The organism is Thalassospira alkalitolerans, from assembly GCF_002115745.1.
Classification (GTDB): Bacteria; Pseudomonadota; Alphaproteobacteria; order Rhodospirillales; family Thalassospiraceae; genus Thalassospira; species Thalassospira alkalitolerans.
Genome location: NZ_JFKB01000004.1, coordinates 47,652 through 64,746, shown reverse-complemented (window position 1 = coordinate 64,746; position 17,095 = coordinate 47,652). Strand labels below are relative to the sequence as shown.

General features: G+C 51.3%; 17 protein-coding genes and 1 tRNA gene. 2 read left to right on the top strand and 16 right to left on the bottom strand.

The window, feature by feature from the left end:
• Nucleotides 1–29: 29 nt before the first annotated feature.
• From hflX to ccsA, 10 genes are all read right to left on the bottom strand, one after another.
• Nucleotides 30–1,409, bottom strand: a complete 1,380-nt coding sequence (gene hflX, locus TALK_RS06980; RefSeq protein WP_139833753.1) for a GTPase HflX — start codon at nucleotides 1,407–1,409, stop codon at nucleotides 30–32.
• Nucleotides 1,369–1,626 carry an RNA chaperone Hfq gene (gene hfq, locus TALK_RS06975; protein ID WP_007089557.1) on the bottom strand — a complete coding sequence of 86 codons (258 nt, stop codon included), beginning with the start codon at nucleotides 1,624–1,626 and terminating at the stop codon, nucleotides 1,369–1,371. The genes hflX and hfq overlap by 41 nt, the downstream gene beginning before the upstream one ends.
• Before the next feature lie 122 nt (nucleotides 1,627–1,748).
• Nucleotides 1,749–2,435 carry an HAD family hydrolase gene (locus TALK_RS06970; protein WP_085617286.1) on the bottom strand — a complete coding sequence of 229 codons (687 nt, stop codon included), beginning with the start codon at nucleotides 2,433–2,435 and terminating at the stop codon, nucleotides 1,749–1,751.
• Between the two features lie 44 nt (nucleotides 2,436–2,479).
• On the bottom strand, nucleotides 2,480–3,859 hold the full coding sequence (trkA, locus tag TALK_RS06965) for a Trk system potassium transporter TrkA (RefSeq protein WP_085617284.1): 1,380 nt from the start codon (nucleotides 3,857–3,859) through the stop codon (nucleotides 2,480–2,482).
• A 45-nt stretch (nucleotides 3,860–3,904) separates the two neighbouring features.
• Nucleotides 3,905–5,287 (bottom strand): nitrogen assimilation response regulator NtrX, encoded by a 1,383-nt coding sequence (gene ntrX, locus TALK_RS06960; RefSeq protein WP_085617282.1) that lies wholly within the window; start codon nucleotides 5,285–5,287, stop codon nucleotides 3,905–3,907.
• Nucleotides 5,288–5,334: 47 nt separating this feature from the next.
• The gene (locus TALK_RS06955; protein ID WP_085617280.1) at nucleotides 5,335–7,608 is read right to left on the bottom strand and encodes a sensor histidine kinase NtrY-like; all 2,274 of its coding nucleotides are present in this window, start codon (nucleotides 7,606–7,608) and stop codon (nucleotides 5,335–5,337) included.
• Nucleotides 7,605–9,053 carry a nitrogen regulation protein NR(I) gene (gene ntrC, locus TALK_RS06950; RefSeq protein WP_085617278.1) on the bottom strand — a complete coding sequence of 483 codons (1,449 nt, stop codon included), beginning with the start codon at nucleotides 9,051–9,053 and terminating at the stop codon, nucleotides 7,605–7,607. Before ntrC ends, TALK_RS06955 begins: the two co-directional genes overlap by 4 nt.
• Nucleotides 9,050–10,195: a two-component system sensor histidine kinase NtrB gene (locus TALK_RS06945; protein ID WP_085617276.1), complete on the bottom strand. Its 1,146-nt coding sequence runs from the start codon at nucleotides 10,193–10,195 to the stop codon at nucleotides 9,050–9,052. The genes ntrC and TALK_RS06945 overlap by 4 nt, the downstream gene beginning before the upstream one ends.
• A 44-nt stretch (nucleotides 10,196–10,239) precedes the next feature.
• Nucleotides 10,240–11,244, bottom strand: coding sequence for a tRNA dihydrouridine synthase DusB (gene dusB, locus TALK_RS06940; protein WP_085617274.1), 1,005 nt, complete (start codon nucleotides 11,242–11,244; stop codon nucleotides 10,240–10,242).
• A 128-nt stretch (nucleotides 11,245–11,372) separates the two neighbouring features.
• Nucleotides 11,373–12,179, bottom strand: a complete 807-nt coding sequence (gene ccsA / locus TALK_RS06935) for a cytochrome c biogenesis protein CcsA (RefSeq protein WP_085617272.1) — start codon at nucleotides 12,177–12,179, stop codon at nucleotides 11,373–11,375.
• Between the two features lie 115 nt (nucleotides 12,180–12,294).
• On the opposite strand from ccsA, the gene TALK_RS06930 reads away from it, so the two are divergent.
• Complete coding sequence (locus tag TALK_RS06930; protein WP_085617270.1) at nucleotides 12,295–13,488, top strand: bifunctional 2-C-methyl-D-erythritol 4-phosphate cytidylyltransferase/2-C-methyl-D-erythritol 2,4-cyclodiphosphate synthase; 1,194 nt, start codon at nucleotides 12,295–12,297, stop codon at nucleotides 13,486–13,488.
• A 141-nt stretch (nucleotides 13,489–13,629) separates the two neighbouring features.
• On the opposite strand, the gene TALK_RS06925 is transcribed toward TALK_RS06930, so the two are convergent.
• Together TALK_RS06925 and cutA are read right to left on the bottom strand one after the other, a co-directional pair.
• Nucleotides 13,630–14,196 (bottom strand): septation protein A, encoded by a 567-nt coding sequence (locus tag TALK_RS06925; RefSeq protein ID WP_085617268.1) that lies wholly within the window; start codon nucleotides 14,194–14,196, stop codon nucleotides 13,630–13,632.
• Between the two features lie 60 nt (nucleotides 14,197–14,256).
• A complete protein-coding gene (gene cutA / locus TALK_RS06920; RefSeq protein ID WP_085617266.1) occupies nucleotides 14,257–14,613 on the bottom strand; it encodes a divalent-cation tolerance protein CutA in 357 nt (118 codons plus the stop codon).
• A 120-nt stretch (nucleotides 14,614–14,733) separates the two neighbouring features.
• On the opposite strand from cutA, the gene TALK_RS06915 reads away from it, so the two are divergent.
• On the top strand, nucleotides 14,734–14,967 hold the full coding sequence (locus tag TALK_RS06915; protein ID WP_085617264.1) for a hypothetical protein: 234 nt from the start codon (nucleotides 14,734–14,736) through the stop codon (nucleotides 14,965–14,967).
• 66 nt (nucleotides 14,968–15,033) lie between these two features.
• Here TALK_RS06915 and TALK_RS06910 read toward each other — a convergent pair.
• From TALK_RS06910 to TALK_RS06895, 4 genes are all read right to left on the bottom strand, one after another.
• Nucleotides 15,034–15,110, bottom strand: a tRNA-Pro gene (locus tag TALK_RS06910).
• A gap of 68 nt (nucleotides 15,111–15,178) precedes the next feature.
• The gene (locus TALK_RS06905; protein ID WP_425444020.1) at nucleotides 15,179–15,637 is read right to left on the bottom strand and encodes a MerR family transcriptional regulator; all 459 of its coding nucleotides are present in this window, start codon (nucleotides 15,635–15,637) and stop codon (nucleotides 15,179–15,181) included.
• 32 nt (nucleotides 15,638–15,669) lie between these two features.
• A complete protein-coding gene (locus TALK_RS06900; protein ID WP_085617260.1) occupies nucleotides 15,670–15,960 on the bottom strand; it encodes an integration host factor subunit alpha in 291 nt (96 codons plus the stop codon).
• A 155-nt stretch (nucleotides 15,961–16,115) separates the two neighbouring features.
• On the bottom strand, nucleotides 16,116–17,087 hold the full coding sequence (locus TALK_RS06895) for a beta-ketoacyl-ACP synthase III (protein ID WP_085617258.1): 972 nt from the start codon (nucleotides 17,085–17,087) through the stop codon (nucleotides 16,116–16,118).
• Nucleotides 17,088–17,095: the final 8 nt, after the last annotated feature.

Here is a 17,095-nt window from a genome sequence, read left to right as displayed (position 1 = left end):
TCAGCTCTTAGTTTCAGAAGGGTTCGATCCTACAAAAGGTGAGGATTGAACCCTGATTTTGCGCACCAGTCTTCAAACCGGCCGACACGGCTTTCATCAATGCGAACCTGAACCAAAATCCCGTCTTCTCCGTCAAGACGTTTAAGGACTTCACCTTGTTCGTAAAGCCGGGCAAGCGCCTTGCCATCCGCATAGGGAACGCGAACCTCGAAAACGGGCATATCTTGTGTCAGGCGACCTTCGATCAAAGCCAGCAGGCCATCGCAATTCGTGCCTTTGATTGCTGAAATCGCAACAGTGTTGGGATGGCGTGCCGAATATTCCTGCAGCGCTGTCAGGCCTTCATCATCAAGCTGATCACATTTATTAAGGGCTTCGACCAGCTCTTCGCCATCAATTGCTTTTTGCAGGCCGAGTTCCTTTAGGACCTCAAGCACGTCAAGCTTCTGGGCTTCGGTTTCATGAGACGATGCATCGCGAACATGAATGATCAGATCCGCCTCTAGAACCTCTTCCAGGGTCGCCCGGAAAGCCGCGACAAGGTCATGTGGCAGATCGGAAACGAAACCAACCGTATCAGACAGGATCACCTTGCGACCACTGGGCAGTACAAGCCCACGCATGGTCGGGTCAAGGGTTGCAAACAGCATGTCCTCGGCAAAGACATCGGAGACTGTCAATTGGTTGAACAGTGTTGATTTCCCGGCGTTGGTATAGCCCACCAGTGCAACAATCGGATATGGCACACGGCGGCGTGCCTCGCGGTGAAGTTCGCGGGTCCGTTTGACTTCTTCAAGTTCACGCCGCAGTTTGGCCAGCTTGTCACCGATCAAACGACGGTCGATTTCGATCTGACGTTCACCCGGTCCGGCAAGGAATCCACGGCCACCACGTTGACGCTCAAGGTGCGTCCATGTGCGAACCAAACGGGATTTCTGATAACTTAATAACGCCAGTTGAACTTGCAGACGCCCTTCACGGGTGCGCGCACGATCCGCGAAAATTTCAAGAATAAGACCGGTACGGTCGATGACCTTGCATTTCCACTCGCGCTCCAGATTACGTTGCTGGATCGGGGAAAGCTTGCCATTAACCATAACAATGTCGGCTTCTTCGGCTTTGATCTGAGTGCCAAGTCGCTCGACCACGCCGGTACCAAACAAGGTTCCCGGGCGTGTTTTAGCGATGGGCACGATTTCTGCGCCCACCACTTCGAAATCCAGTGCGCCGGTCAGGCTGACGGCTTCTTCCAGTCGCGACGATGAGTCGCGCCAAGATCCAGCTTGATCCGCACGTTTCAGTTCCGGATGGAAAACCAGGACCCGGGGGCTGTCGTCTTCGCCGTTAGCCCCCGTAGTCAGAGATTCATCAGCTATTTTCTTCGTCCGTCGCTGGCTGGCTCGGATCAAACAATTTAATCGGTGTCGTCGGCATTACCGTCGAAATCGCATGTTTGTAAACGAGTTGGGTGTGAGCATCGCGCCGCAGCAAAACAGAGAAATTATCAAACCAGGTAATGATTCCCTGCAATTTGACTCCGTTGACCAGAAACACGGTAACCGGCGTTTTGTTTTTACGGCAATAATTCAGGAATACGTCCTGAACATTTTGTGATTTTTCCGCCATTGGTTAGACCTAGCCTTCTTTTATGAGCGTTTTTTTCGTTTCGGGTGGCCAAGGTAAGTGCAGAACCGATGACTTTTTTGTCTGTTACGGTTCCGGCCCCAATTTTTTATGACCTGAATGAACTATAAGACCTTCGCAAAGCTTTTTACAAGCCTAACAAGCGCTTCACAATCGGGGAAATGCCAATCAGGGCTAAGATTCGCGGAATTCGTGGCATCCCCGTGGCCGGTTATTTCTTCACCGATCAGGATCGCTGTTGCGCCGACATTGCGCGCACATTGAATATCAACCACACTATCACCAACAAACCAAAGATTCTCGTATTGCGTCGCAGCAGAGTCGCCCATTGCAAGATGGACTGGATCGGCCGCAGGTTTGTCATTTTCCGCGTCGGTTGCCCCGATAACACCACCAAAGAAATGTCCCCAGTCAAGATGGGCAACTTCTGATCGCAAGAAATCACCGTTCTTGTTGCTAACCACCCCAAGATAGACGCCGCCATCACGCAAGGCACACAGCAAATCATGTGCACCGGCCAATGGCGTCAGAGTTTCAAGATGAATGGCCTGAAAATGAGCATAGAACCGATCCTTGGCTTCTTCCCAGCGGTCTTCACCGAACAGAGCTGGAAAGCTGTCACGCAATGATCGCGCAACCCGCGTTTTGGTTTCGATCAGGTCCCAACGTTCCTTGCCAAAATCATCAAAGGTCAGGTTAAGGGCGGCCTGAATGGTTTCCCAACTGTCGACAAGCGTGTTGTCCCAGTCAAAGATCACGGCATTTGGTCGCGCAGGTGATTTTTCAATCATATATTTATTTCCAGCCAGTTAGTCGTCAAATATCATGCGAAGCATCAGAAGTATTCAAGCCGAACCGCAAACATTTTTTCGACTTTCTTGATCTGTTCGGACCCGGCAAAGACCACAATACGGTCATTAGCCTCGATCACGGTATTGGCGCGCGGCATGACGACCTCGCCGTTCCGCAAGATCGCACCAAACACCACACCGGCCGGCATGGAGATATCCTTGATCGCCTTACCAACAATGGGGGCGGTTTCAAGTGCCTCTGCCTCAAGAACCTCGCCAAAGCCTTCGGATAGGCTATGAACCGCCCGGATACGGCCCCGGCGCACATGATGCAGAATGGTCGATACCGTCGTCATGCGCGGGCTAATAACCACATCGATACCCAGTTCGGACACAAGCGAGGTATAGGTGCTTTTGTTGATCAGCGTCAGGGCGCGCGGGCAGCCATAGCGTTTGGCCAAAAGCGACGATAGAATATTGGTTTCGTCATCATTGGTCAGGGCGACAACGGCTTCGGCATTGCCAACATTGGCTTCTTCAAGCAATTCGGGATCAAGAACGTCACCGAGCAAAACGACACTTTTCTTCGGCAGTTTCTGCGCGACATAGCGTGCCCGTTCCGGGTCTGATTCGATCAGCCGCGTGGTAACACCGGGGAAGTTTTTGTTGATTTCTTCAGCCAAGAACAATGCGATGTTGCCACCACCAAAAATAACAATGCGGCGGGCCTCGGGGTCTTCATGTCCAAAGGCCGACATCGCCCGATCCACCTGGTCGCTTGATACAGCCAGATAGACAAGATCCCCCGCCAGCATCTGATCCTCGCCCTTTGGATAAACCGGCTTGTCATTGCGGATCATGCCAAGGATCGAGATATTCAGATCCGGGAACAACTGATGGAGCTGGCGCAGCGGTGTATTGATTACCGGGCAATCTTCGTTGCAGCGTAAACCTAGGATTTTAACCTTATCATCGGCAAACGGGATCATGTCGAACGCGCCCGGCGCCTGAAGACGGCGCGCCACGGCACGGGCAACTTCCATCTCGGGTGAAATAACCACGTCGATGGGCAGCTTTTCACGGCCAAACAGGCTGGCCCATTCCGGCTGTAAATAGGTTTGGCTACGAATACGGGCGATTTTGGTTGGCACATTAAATAATGAATGGGCAACCTGACAGGCCGTCATATTGACTTCATCGGCAAAGGTCACCGCGATCAACATGTCAGCTTCATCTGCACCGGCCTGTTGCAGGACATCAGGATGAGAACCAAACCCGATGATGCCCTTGACTTCCAGCGTATCAGAAATCTTGCGAACAAGTTCTTCCGACTGATCGATAACCGTTACATCATTGTTTTCGGCAGCAAGGTATTTGGCAATGTGAAACCCCACCTGCCCGGCGCCGCAAATGATGACCTTCATTATTTCGTCTCCCGTTCAAAAGATTCTGGACCATTTCGGGGCGGGTTAATCCGCACGTTCCCCGTTTACGCCCAGGCTTTTGAGTTTCCGATGCAAAGCCGAACGTTCCATGCCTACAAAGCTTGCAGTTTTGGAAATGTTCCCGCCGAAGCGCTCCACCTGTGTTTGCAGATATTCCTTTTCGAACATCTCGCGGGCTTCGCGCAGAGGCAATGCCATGATTTCGCTGGTCTTGTCAAAGTTCAAAGCGACCGGCACATCAGCAAACAGTTCGGATGGCAACATTTTGCCGCTGATGATATCCGTACTGTCATCAGGCGCCATAATCATCAAGCGTTCGATCACATTGCGTAACTGACGAACATTGCCAGGCCAGTCATAGGAATGCAGGGCAGCCATGGCCTCGCCTGACAGCTTGCGCCTTGGCAAACCTGTGGCTTCGGCATAACGGACCAGAAAACATTCCGCCAAATCCGGAATATCGTCGCGGCGTTGCTGCAACGATGGAACCTGCAAAGGGACAACATTCAGACGGTAATACAGGTCCTGTCGGAACCGTTGGGCTGCAATCCGTTCTTCCAGATCGCGTGCCGTTGTTGCAATCACACGAACATCGACGCTGACCGGAATGGACCCGCCAACACGTTCGAATGTTTGCTCCTGCAGGACCCGAACAATCTTACCTTGTGTTTCAAGCGGCATATCGGCCACTTCGTCAAGTAACAGCGTCCCGCCATGGGCAAGTTCGAGCACGCCGGTGCGGGCTTCCCGATTGGCTGCGGCAACAGCACCAAACAGGGATTCTTCCATCGTTTCCGGTGAAATATTTGCACAATTCAGCACCACAAATGGCGCTTCGGCGCGGGCAGAGTTTTTGTGTATCAGGCGTGCGACGACTTCTTTGCCAGAACCGGCAGGTCCGGAAATGAGAATACGGCTGCCGGTGCGTGCGACACGATCAATTGCCTGACGAAGGCTGTTAATCACCGATGATCCGCCGATAAGTTCAGTGTCGCCCCCTGCCCGCAAAGTCAGTTCGCGGTTTTCACGACGCAGACGGGCATCATCAATTGCCCGCTCGACAACCAGCAACAGTCGATCCGTATTGAACGGTTTTTCAATGAAATCATACGCACCGCTGCGTGATGCTTCGAGCGCGGTTTCAATATTGCCGTGGCCGGAAATCATCACGACCGGCACTTCACTATGCTCACGCTTGATAAACTTTAAGGTCTCAATACCGTCGTGATCGCTTTCATCCATCCAGATATCAAGGACAACAAGGCTTGGCCTACGTGCAGCCACCTCGGACAGGGCCTCCTGGCTGGAGCCCGCCTGTCGGGTCTTATAGCCCTCGTCTTCCAAGATTCCGGCGATCAGAGACCGGATGTCTTCTTCATCATCGACGATCAGAATATCGTGCGCCATGTCGTGACCAATATGCCCGTATTAGTATTGCTGATGAAACAACCAGATCAGTTGTTCGAAGAATTGCTTTCTGCCATTTCTTCCGCAGTTACGTTTTTACTGACGGTCGGAAACGCAAGTGTAACCGTTGCACCACTTTTAATACCGTCGGCGAGTATAAGCTCTCCGCCGTGGTCTTCCATGATTTTCTTGACGATCGCAAGCCCAAGGCCAGTGCCTTTTGAACGTGTGGTCATATATGGTTCGGTCAGTCTTTCACGATTTTCAATCGGAAGACCTTTGCCATTATCCGCAACAGTAATGTAGACGCGTTGATGTTCATCAGAGCGCGTTACAGAAATTTCGATATGCCCCGGTGACAATTCCACGCCTTCACTGTCTCTTCCCTCAATGGCTTCGGCAGCGTTTTTAAGCGTATTGGTTAGACATTGACTAACCTGACGGGAATCACATGAAATTTCAATTTCCCGACCAGCTTTACCGTCGAAATCATAGGTGATTTTTGTGTTGGCTTGTTTTTGCAGGAAAACCGCACTTTTCACCAGATCAACGATTTTTTCCGACCGCATTTTGGGGGTTGGCATTCGGGCAAAGCTTGAAAACTCATCGACCATTCGCCCAATATCACCGACCTGACGGATAATGGTGTCGGTACAGGTTTTAAAGACCTCTGTATCGGTTTTAATTTCCTTAAGATATTTACGTTTAAGGCGTTCAGCTGAAAGCTGGATCGGGGTTAATGGGTTTTTGATTTCGTGGGCAATGCGCCGCGCAACATCGGCCCATGCGGCCATACGCTGTGCCGTTTGAAGTTCGGTCACGTCATCAAATGTCACGACATAACCAAAAATAGATTTATCTTCGGCGCGCTCCACCGTTACACGCGCAAGCAGCATCAGGTTAAGCCCGTCACGCCGAATTTCGATCTGACGCGATTTGCTGCGATCACCTTCCTTATGAAGATCTTCGAAAAGTTCGGAAAATTCGGGAATAACTTCACAGATGGATCGCCCGATACAGCTATCAAGATCAATCCCCATCAGGTCCGACGCACTGCGGTTCGGAAGATTGATATGGGTTTGTGCATCCAGGCCAATCACCCCCGCCGTCACGCCCCCCAAAATGGCTTCGGTAAAGCGGCGGCGTTCATCATTTAACCTATTGGCGGCAACAAGTTCTGTGCGCTGGGTATCAAGCTGGGCAGTCATCCTGTTGAAGGCACGGCTTAACGCTTCCAGTTCGTCACCTTGCCCGTCCAAAGGAACTCTGAACGTCAGATCACCATCACGGACCTTTTCAGCCCCTTGAATTAGTTGCGAGATCGGTTCGACTAACCGTGTCGCAACCATTAATCCCAGTGTCACAGCAGCCAAAAGCAAAACCACGGCAATCAGGACGAAAATCATGACAAAGGTAATAACGATCCCGGATCGTTCACCTTCAAGGTTTTCATAGGCCGTAACAGCCTTGCGCGCCTTGTCGATGCGTTCAAGAACATTGGGGTCAACGAAACGGCCGACCAAAAGATATCCGTCGATAAAGCTATCAAGATGTGTCATCGCCCGAATGCGGTTATCCGCACTGCCAATCAGCAATACAACATCGTCACTTCTTGCGCGTTCAAAAACTTCAGGCGGGATCGGGGATAAAATGGGATCATAGGAAAAACTGTAATCGGACTGGGCCAGAACTTCGCCGGTACCATCAATGATAACTGCTTCGGGCAAGCCGCGCGCACCGGCTTGTGCGGTTAATATCCTCTCTACACGTTCACGGTCGGTTGCAAATGTCACCCCCAAACGTTGTAGGTCATTAGCCGTTGCAAGAACGTCTGCACGGATTAGTTCCTGATGCTCTTTTAGGTAAGCATCGGCAATGACCATGCTTTCTTCGACGGCGGTACGAATACGATCACTAAACCAGCCCTGAATGCCAAAATGAAGAAACAGGGCGGAAAACACGGATACGATGATTGCCGGCGTAATGGCAACAAGCGAGAACAGCAAAACCATGCGGGTATGCAGCTTTGCCCCCGCCGCACCACGTTTGCGTTCCACCCATATCTGAACAAGTTTGCGCGCAACCAGGGTCGCAAGCGCCAAAACAAGAATCAGATCAATATTTAACAACAAAAGGATCAGGCGTGGCTCTGGGCGCAGTGGTGCCGTCCCGGTCATCGCAAGATAGGTCGCAAGAACAGAAATCAGCGCCGCCGCAACCAAGCTAATTGCGAATTTGCGCGATTGGCTAAGCCGACCCAGCAATCTGACGAACCGTGAACGCATCAGACGACTGGTGAGAGGTCGTCCGACCTTGTTCATTTTGCGCCCCTGACAACTTCCAGTCCAAGATCACGGATTTTCTTGCGAAGCGTATTGCGGTTAAGACCCAAAACTTCGGCGGCCTTAACCTGATTACCGCGTGTTGCCTCAAGTGTCACAGTCAGAAGCGGGCGTTCCATCTCGCGCAGGATACGGTCATAAAGGCCGCTTGACGGCAGATCGTCATCATGTGCGTCGTAATATTCGCGAACATGCCGTTCGATAGATTCCGCCAAAGACTGCGGTTCGCCAACTGGTGCGGCCTCGCTGAGATTGTTTTCCGAAAACTCGGTCTCGATCACATCAACGCCGATAACGTCATGCGAATAAAGCGCCGTCAGGCGACGAACCATGTTTTCAAGTTCACGAATATTGCCCGGCCAGCGATGCGCCTTCAAACGTGCCATTGCTTCAGACGAAAGAGTCTTGCGCGGCAGGCCCTCTTCGCTGGCCTGCATCAGGAAATGGTTGACCAGTTCAGGAATGTCTTCAAGGCGCTCTCGTAGGCTTGGCAGACGGATTGGCACGACATTTAGACGATAGAATAAATCTTCGCGGAAAGTGCCCTCGCGGATCAGTTTGCGCAAATCACGATGGGTTGCCGCAACAATGCGAACATTGACCCGGATCGGTGTCCGACCGCCAACACGCGTATATTCACCTTCCTGCAAAACACGTAACAAACGGGTTTGTGCTTCAAGCGGCATATCCCCTATTTCGTCAAGAAACAGGGTTCCGCCCTCGGCTTGCTCGAACCGGCCAACCTTGCGCTCATTCGCACCGGTAAAGGCGCCCTTCTCGTGACCGAACAGTTCACTTTCGATCAATTCGCGCGGGATGGCTGCCATATTGATCGCAACAAAGGGGCCGTGCCGGCGACCACCATATTCGTGCAAGGCGCGCGCAACCAGTTCTTTACCGGTACCACTTTCGCCCGTCACCATGACAGTCAGATCGGTGTTCATCAGACGTGCCAATGCACGATAGATTTCCTGCATTGCCGCCGAACGACCGATCAAAGGTAAACGATCATCGCCTTCGTCATTCAGAGTTTTAGCGCTCTCGTCTGCTTGCGGCGTTTCAAGTGCACGATCAACAATGCTGATTAACTCATTGAGGTCAAAAGGTTTTGGGAGATACTCAAAAGCACCGCGTTGCGCGGCCTTAACGGCTGTCAGCAGCGTGTTCTGAGCACTCATAACAATCACGCGAAGGTCCGGGCGCAATTTGCGAATACGCGGCACCATATCGAGCCCGTTCTCGTCGGGCATCATGACGTCGGTAATCACCAGATCACCGTCCCCATCGGCAATCCAGTCCCACAAGGTCCGTCCATGACCGGTGCTGCGCACCTCATGGCCCTGACGCGATAATGCTTGCGTTAGAACCGTGCGGATTGCACGGTCGTCATCAGCAACAAGAATTCGGGCCGGGCTCGGGCTCATACGGTTTCTTCCTTGTTCTTCATTACGTTACCCGCACCGATGTCTTCGGCCAGTGTGCGGTTATAGATTGGCAACATGATTTGAAACTCTGCACCGCCCCCCGGTGCATCTTTCACTTCGATCACGCCACCATGGTCATTGATGATTTTAGCCACCAGTGCCAGGCCAAGACCAGAACCAGTTGATTTAGTCGTCACGAATGGATCAAACAGGCTTTCGCGCATATCAGGTGCAATACCCGGTCCATTATCACGAACCGATACAACAAGTGGTAAGTGAACGCGGGCATCGCCTCCCGCGACGGCAAGGCGGATACCGTGTTGATAGCGCGTTGAAATCACAATGTGACCGGTGTCATGATCAATTGCCTCACCAGCATTTTTAAGCAGATTCAGAAAAACCTGTATCAACTGATCCCGGTTACCAAATACCGGAGGCAAAGACGGATCGTAGATTTCCTCGAACGTCAGATGTTTACCAAACCCGTTTTCTGCCAGGCGACGAACATGTTCGAGAACCGTATGGATGTTAACCGCACCACGTTCCAGCGGCTTGTCGGAAAAGATTTCCATCCGATCAACCAGATTGACAATGCGGTCTGCCTCGTCACAGATCAACCGTGTAAGCACACGGTCATCTTCATTCGAAGTTTGTTCAAGCAATTGGGCGGCACCGCGAATACCTGAAAGCGGGTTCTTGATTTCATGGGCCAGGATCGCTGCCATGGCGCTTACTGAACGTGCAGAACTGCGGCTAAGCAGTTGATTATCGATCTTTTGTGCGATTGATCGCGGTTCGAAGGTTAAAACTGCACAATCGGGGTCATCGGGCATCGCCCCGACCGTCAGATTGACAGTGTGTTTGCCGATTTTTGGGCTTTCAATCAGCAGGTTATGATCGGCCACCAGGGTCGCTTCGTCTATGGCTTGGTTAATTAAAGAGAAAACCGGACTATCGCCGGGAATGAAATCTTTGAGATTACTACGGCATAGCACGGCGGCGCTGGCGTTAAATAGCTGTTCCGTCGCCTGATTGACAAAGCGGATTTTGCCGTCACGTGTGGATACGACGACCGCACTGGCAATTGCATTAAGCACGCCAGTTGGATCAACGCCGTTTCCCTTGCCAAATCCAAGTCTCATTCAAAGTTTCCCCGATAATTTGTCAAACTGATTATTGTTGTTTATCAGGCAGCAGCTTGTTCAGATGCGCCTTTGATTAGTGGTTCATAGAACGATCTGATCTGACCTTTAACCTCAGCCGGATCGCTTAACACATTGACGACACGACGGAACTCCGTCGCATTTCGCAAGCCGTTGCAATACCAAGCTAAATGCTTTCTGGCGATCCGCACTCCTTGCGGACCGTGATGTTTCATCATCGCGTCATAGTGACGTAAAATGGTTTCCATCTGCGTTTCAAGTGACGGCGCGGCCATTTTTTTTCCGGTTTTCAGATAATGTGAAACCTGTGCCAGAAACCATGGCCGCCCCTGCGCACCGCGCCCAACCATGACACCATCGGCCCCCGATCGTTTCAGCATCTCTGCTGCATCTTCCTCGCGATTGATGTCGCCATTGCCGATGACAGGTATCGATACAGCTTGCTTAACCAGTGCAATTGCATCCCAGTCAGCATCGCCTTTATAGAATTGACACCGCGTGCGTCCATGAATGGTCAGCATCGCGATGCCAAGGTCTTCGGCAATTTTCGCAAGCTGTGGCGCATTGCGGTTATCATCATCCCATCCCAAACGCATCTTAAGCGTTACGGGGACGGAAACTGCTTTTACGGTTGCTTCAATAATATCGGCAGCAAGCTTTTCATCGCGCATCAAAGCTGACCCGGCATACCCCTTGGTCACTTTTTTGGCCGGGCAGCCCATATTGATGTCGATGATCATTGCGCCGCGATCTTCGTTCATCTTTGCCGCAAGTGCCATTTCATCAGGCTCGGTTCCTGCCAATTGTACGGAAAGCGGGCTTTCGGCTGCACAATCACCGTGCATCTTGCGCACTTCCTTCTGGTGGCGCTGGATACGGATCATGGCATCAGACGCAATCATTTCGGACACGACAAGATGGCCGCCAAACTGGCGGACCTGTTGCCGGAAAGGAAGGTCAGTCACACCTGACATAGGTGCCAGAATGACGTTCTCTGGCACTTCTACAGAACCGATCTGCAAAGACATGAAGGAAATCCGATTGCCTAAAACTTGGGCAGATTAATGAAACTGGCGCGGCGTTGCAACAACTCTAAGCGAATTGTCGAATATAGCCTGCTTTACAAGAAAAGTGGTTAGGTGCCTTGACCGGGCAATCAGCCGATTAAATAAGCCGAAACAAAACGGACGCCCGGAAACGCCAAGGTCAGAAGTAACCATGCCCCAAGAACAAACCGCACCGCCATGCGACCGCGCAGGGTCGACTTTTCGTGAATAAGGATCAGGGTGCTGATGACTGCGAATCCCAGAAGAGTTAGCAACATCTTGTGATCAATATAGAAAAGAGACTGACCTTCGACCTGACGTAAGGCAAAACCGGTAAAGATACCAACGATCAGCACCCAGGCTGACCATTTCAGGAACCCTACCAGCATATATTCACTATCACGCAACGGCGGCAGGCGGCGGCTCCAGCGGGTCGGGCGCCGGTTTTTCAGTGCATCTTCCTGCACGACATAAGCCATGGCTGCAATTGCCGCCAATGTCACAAGTGCGTAGGTTACAAGAGATGTTCCGATATGTACCCAAAGCCAACCGGAATACAAAACAGGTTCTGTAACGGTCCCCGACGAAAACGGTTCAAACATATTAAAGACGGCCGCGACCCCACCAAACAAAACCAAATAGGCGCCAATATAGCCGGCAAGACGCCAAATTTGTTTGGGGCCCTTACACATTGCAAGGCCGCCGAAAATAAGGATTACAGACAGTTCCGACCAATGCAACGCTGCTGTAAAGCCGCGTGATTGAAGTTCCTCACCGCTTAGGCCCAGCACAATGACAGTCCCGACAGCCGCAATACAAACGGATGCAAACAACCAGATGTCACGTTGTGGGTCACGGCGCATGATTTGCACGGTCAATGGCAACAGACACAAAATATGTATGGCAGCAGCAAGCATGTCGGATCCAGCCTGAGGGCGTTTACATCATAAGAACGGATAAATGGCGACTTGGCAAAGTCACTCCAGAAAGATAGCCTGCGGCGCAATTCAGACAAGTCACGGCATCACATTTATGACCAAAAAAATCGCAGTTGTCATCGTTGCAGCAGGCAGCGGTAACAGATTTGGTGACCCAATACCAAAACAATATCATTTGCTTGGTGGAAAGCCACTGTTGCGTCACTGCATCGACAGTTTTATACGCCACATGCCGATTGAATTGATCCGGGTCGTCTATAACCCCGATCATCAGGATTGGTACAATACGGCAGTTTCGGGAATGTCGTTACCAAATCCGGTGGTTGGCGGTGCAACGCGACAACAATCTGTTCTAAATGGTTTAAAATCGCTGGAAAGTGAAAATCCGGATTATGTCCTGATCCATGATGCGGCTCGTCCTGGCATTTCAGACGACGTCATCACCCGTGTTGTTGCCGCGCTTGCAAACCATCACGGCGCAATCCCGACCCTGCCTGTTCTGGATACCATCAAACAGACTGACAATAACGGTGTGATTGATCGCACCGTTTCGCGTGAACAGCTACATCGGGCCCAAACACCACAAGGATTTCGTTATGAAACAATCCTTGATGCCCATCGACAATTTGAAGGTCGTGAATTTACCGATGATGCGGCCCTGCTTGAGCAATTGCACCTTGATGTGGTTTGCGTCGAAGGGGCCGTGACAAATGACAAAATCACGCGACGTGATGACATCGGACGTGCCCGTGACTGGCTTAAAAATGATCCAGAAACAAAGGAAGACACGAATATGATCCGTGAAGAGTTTCGGACCGGCACAGGGTTTGACGTCCATCGCTTTGCACCGGGGGATCATTGCATTCTATGTGGCGTCAACGTTCCGCATTCAGCACGACTGGATGGCCATTCCGATGCGGATGTTGGTTTGCACACCCTGACTGACGCCTTGCTTGGTGCAATCGGTGCCGGTGATATCGGACAACATTTTCCACCATCAGATATGAAGTGGAAAGGTGCGGCATCAGATCAATTCGTTCATCACGCGGTCAATCTGATCCGGGAACGTGGCGGAAGGATTGTCAATGTGGATATCACGCTGATTTGTGAACGCCCCAAGATCGGGCCGCACACCTCAGCGATGCGTGCAAAGGTTGCCGAAATTCTTGGGATTGATGTTGAACGGGTCAATGTCAAAGCCACCACGACAGAGCGACTTGGATTTACCGGACGCGCGGAAGGTATTGCAGCGCAAGCTGCTGTCAGTGTTGCCCTGCCGATGACATAGAGGACCGTAAAATAACAAGACATGCAGAATTGTGCCTGGCTTTGACATAATTGTCTTCTTGGAGTGACAACGTATTTCAGGACGTGGCACAAAATTTAAAAAGGGCAGGATTGAAATCCTGCCCTTCGGTTTTTGCGATAATCAGGCGGCCGTTGAACCGCCCTCTTCTTCTGGCAGCTGATGCTTCATCAGGATTGGCACCTGTGCCATGCCAAACAACATGGTTAGGGGCATGATCCCCCATACTTTGAAGGCAACCCAAGTATCGGTCGAAAAATTGCGCCAGACAATTTCATTGACCACGGCAAGCACGACGAAAAAAAGGCTCCAGCGCCATGTCAGTATGCGCCATCCCTCGTCCGTCGCCTTGAACGCACTTTCCAGTACCAGCTTTAAGAAAAGTTTACCCGCCAACAACCCGCCAAACAGGATCGATGCAAACAGCAGATTAACAATTGTTGGCTTGATCTTGATGAAAAGATCATTGTCCAGATAAAGGGTCAGTCCGCCGAAAACGATCACAAAAGCACCGCCAATTAACGGCATGACCGGAATGGTACGGGCAATCACGAAAGAAACCACAAGGGCGACAACTGTTGCCGCCACAAAGGTGGCCGTTGCCGTCATCAGATTGTTAGTTGTGGCATTTATAGTGAAAAAAAGGATCAAGGGCCCCATTTCCAGGGCAAGTTTTGTAAACTGGTTCATTGGTCTCTTCGTGAAATGGAAAATTTTGTTCATCCTAGGGACCAAGTGCGGTTGATGCAATCAATTCACAGCAGGGTCAGTCCGAACCTGCCCCTGTAACCATTCGACATAGGGGCCATTACCCCTGCCCAATGGAACTTCAAGGATACAGGGAACATCATAGGGATGGTGATCACTAACCCATCCAGCAAGTTCGGCGGCCTTGGTCGGAGCGGTTTTCAAGATAACAACGAATTCGTCTTCTTCTTCGACGTCACCGTTCCATTCATAAATCGCCGTCATCTGCGGAAGAATATTTGCACATGCTGCCAGTCTTTCACGCACGGCACCACCACCGATCAGACGCGCAACTTCCATATCGGGCACCGTCACGTAAAGAAAGACCATGTCACTTTGGTCAAAAGCCTTTGCCGTCATGGTGATTGCTCCGAGGTTGATTATCCGTCACACTTGGCTGCAATATATAGCTCATCATCATATCGCGCCATGATGGACCTCAATTAACCAGTCCGCAGAGCGCCATGACGGGGGAAAAAGGTGAAACCGACACAGGTTCAACAAGATTGGCTGCGTCGCGGCCTGAGCCAGCCAGGTGGAAAGTTGCCACTATTTGATACCAATGGCAAACAAATCAGCGACAAGACAGTCCGAAGCTGCATTGATCGCGGATGGGCTGCTCCATGGTTTGAGAACCCGATAAAACCTGATTGGCTGATCTGTAGATTGACCGATGAAGGTCGACGCGTGATTAACACGACAAACGACAATTAAATCGCACATCCGCAGGGAAATTGCGACCAAAGGTCAGATCGTTGATAAATGATGGGAAGATTTAAATGGTCGGAGCGAGAGGATTCGAACCTCCGACCCCCTGCACCCCATGCAGGTGCGCTACCAGGCTGCGCCACGCTCCGACCGTAAGAATGCGCCGTTTGGCGCGGCTCGATAAATAGCCGCGCAAGTCCAAAGACGCAAATGGTTTTTACGGATTTTTTTTGATGTCTTGAAGGGTCAACTTTAGGATGCCTTGCAGGCTTTCCAATTCACCCAAAAGGTTCGTCAGCATCAATTTGTCTGTTTTGAACGAAGCATTGGCTGCAACACCAGTATTCGGGCTATCCGCTGACGACGCATTGGCCGTCTCTGCAAGCGAAGTAACCGCAATCTCGGATGGCAGTTTGCCTTTGTGCTGATCAAGTAACTTTTGGACACCCTTGATGGTGTAGCCCTGATCATGAAGCAAAGTGCGGATATCAGCCAAAAGAATCAGATCTTCCGGGCGGTAATAACGGCGTCCGCCCGCACGCTTCATAGGCTTTATCTGGGGGAACTTGGATTCCCAAAAACGCAGGACATGCTGCTGCAGGCCCAGTTCCTTTGCTGCCTCGCTAATTGTACGAAACGCAGAGTCAGATTTTGCTGTGCGGCGGTTTTCCGCCACAGCCCCCAAGTTATTTTTCATGAGTTCAGTTCTTAAGCGTTAATGTGCCCTTTAAGGACCTGTGACGGCCGGAACACAAGTACTTTGCGCGGAAGGATTGGCACTTCCTCGCCCGTCTTGGGATTACGCCCGATGCGCTGCCCTTTCTGGCGAACGGAAAAACTGCCAAACGAAGAGATCTTGACGACTTCGTCTTTGATCAATGCAGAAGAAATTTCGTCGAGTACCGTTTCCAGTAACTGGGCGGACTCATTTCGGGACAGGCCAACTTCCTGATAAACGGCTTCGGCGAGATCCGCACGGGTAATCGTAGCTTCCGACATAACAGGCCGCCTCCTTAAAACGGGAATCTATACACAAGGCTATATCTGGTAGCGAAATCAGTCAATATCAACAGGATACACTGCTTTACGGCAGAATGTTGTGTTTTTTAAGCAAAAGCATTGTTTTTGACTGATGTTGCTGCCCCAAAAATGCCTTACCAACGAATCAAGGAAGCACCCCATGTGAACCCGCCACCCATTGCTTCTAAAATGACAATGTCGCCACGCTTGATCCGGCCGTCATGTACAGCTTCGGTCAAGGCCAATGGAATCGATGCTGCCGATGTATTGGCGTGGCGGTCAACGGTGATCACAACCTTATCTTCGGAAATCCCGAATTTTCTGGCAGTGCTGTCAAGAATACGGCGATTGGCCTGATGTGGCACAAGCCAGTCAATATCAGCCGGTTCCAGTCCTGTATCGGCAAGAACTTCGCGAATAACACCGGCAAGATTCGTCACGGCATGACGGAAGACTTCCTTGCCTTCCATCTGCAGGTGGCCGACGGTTTGGGTCGATGATGGCCCCCCGTCGACATAAAGCAGGTTGTATTTCCCACCATCCGAATGCAGGCGGCTGGCAAGGATCCCCTGATCCTCAATAGTGCCCTGCCCTTCGACAGCTTGAACAACAACCGCACCAGCCCCGTCACCAAACAGAACGCAGGTCCGGCGATCTTGCCAGTCAAGAATGCGCGAAAATGTTTCGGCACCGATGATCAGCACTGTTTTGACCTGACCGTTACGAATATACATGTCCGCGGTCGTCAGCGCATAAACAAAGCCAGAGCAAACAGCCTGAATGTCGAAGGCAAAGCCAACAACACCCAGACGGTTCTGTACCTTGGTTGCGGTTGCTGGAAAAGTATTATCCGGCGTTGCCGTTGCAACAATGATCATATCGATATCAGCCGCCGTAACGCCGGCATGTTCCATCGCCTGTGTCGCTGCTGCCACAGCGAGGTCGCTTGTCATTTCACCGTCGGCGGCAATATGACGCTGGCGGATCCCGGTCCGGGTAACAATCCATTCATCCGACGTATCAACACGTTTAGCCAATTCTTCATTGGTTAAAACATTCGACGGAAGGTAGGAGCCGCAACCAATGATGCGAGAACGAACAGTCATGATTCAAG